The 1,209-nt window shown below is 78.6% G+C and carries 2 protein-coding genes; one reads left to right on the top strand and one right to left on the bottom strand.

Annotated features, from left to right (window positions below; translation table 11 throughout):
- The first annotated feature begins 167 nt into the window (after positions 1 to 167).
- A complete protein-coding gene (locus tag Q6969_RS15815) occupies positions 168 to 809 on the top strand; it encodes a GNAT family protein (RefSeq protein ID WP_317231294.1) in 642 nt (213 codons plus the stop codon).
- Between the two features lie 21 nt (positions 810 to 830).
- Here the strand turns inward: Q6969_RS15815 and Q6969_RS15810 are convergent.
- Positions 831 to 1,209, bottom strand: a 379-nt coding sequence (locus tag Q6969_RS15810) for a hypothetical protein (protein ID WP_317231293.1), incomplete at its 5' end; no start/stop codon positions are given.

Genomic DNA, 1,209 nt, shown 5'->3' with positions numbered 1-1,209 from the left:
GGCGCCGGCCGCACCCGGCACGACCGGGGGATCGACGTCCGGCAGCGAGCCCGCCACGACGCCCGCCCCGACGCCGACGCCCACGTCCGGCAGCTGACCGGCTCCCCGCACGGACGGGACCCGCGCACCTCCGCGGGTCCCGTCCGGCCGTCTGGCAGGCTGGCGCCGTGACCGCCATCGTCCCCGCGCCCGCCTCCCTCGTCGGCTCCCACGTCCGGCTCGACCCGCTCACCCCGGAGCACCTGCCCGCCCTGCACGCCGCGATCGGCCACCCGGCGGTCTTCGCCGGCGGCTTCGGCGGCGGCGCGGCCGGCCTCCCCGCCGATGCGGACGCCTTCGCCGCCTGGGCCGGGACCTACTTCCGCTGGGACGACCTGCCGACCGCGGTGATCCTCGTCGGCGGCCCCCACGACGGGGAGCTCGTCGGCACCACGAGCCTCACCGAGCTCGACGTGCGCCGCGAGCGCGCGCACCTCGGCTGGACCGCCTACGACCCGCGCGTCTGGGGGACCGTCGTGAACGCGGAGGCCAAGCGGCTCCTCCTCGGCCTCGCGTTCGACTCCGGCTTCGGCCGCGTGAAGCTCCAGGCGGATGCCCGGAACGCGCACTCGCGCGCGGCCATCCTCAAGCTCGGCGCGACCTTCGAGGGCGTCTGCCGTCGCGATCAGCGCCGAGCGGACGGGACCTGGCGCGATGCCGCGATCCACTCGATCCTCGTCGACGAGTGGCCGGCCGTCCGCGCCGGCCTCGACGCCCGCATCGCGGCCCACGAGGGCCGGCCGGTGCTGTTCCGGACCCCGGCCGCCTGACCGCGCGATCCCGCGCGGGGCTCACGCCGCCGCGACGGGACGCGCCCCCGGCAGGTCGTGCGTGCCCGGCAGGCGATGCGCGCCCGGGGCCGCCGCATCGCGCGCGGGCACGATCTCGGCGACGCGGAGCGAGTGCACGTGCAGCCGGGCGTGCGGCGGCCCCTCCGCCACGCGGATCACGCCGGGCCCGCGGTGCAGATGCACGGTGACGACCGTCGTGCGCCGCGTCGTCCCCGGCTCGAGCGGCGCGTAGCGCACGGTGCGGGCCTGCGCGCGGTCGACGGCGAGGCCGAGGGCGAGCGGCGCGGATCCGCCGTGGTCGTAGGCGATGGCCACCGCGTGCGGGCCGGTGCGGTCGGCGACGACGGCGAAGTCGAGGAGGCCGGAGCGGCCGGGATCA

It is taken from the genome of Clavibacter sp. MX14-G9D, from assembly GCF_032917815.1.
In the GTDB taxonomy this organism is placed as follows: Bacteria; Actinomycetota; Actinomycetes; order Actinomycetales; family Microbacteriaceae; genus Clavibacter; species Clavibacter michiganensis_K.
The sequence above is the reverse complement of the archived record's forward strand: the minus strand, read 5'-3'. Positions and strand labels throughout refer to the sequence as shown.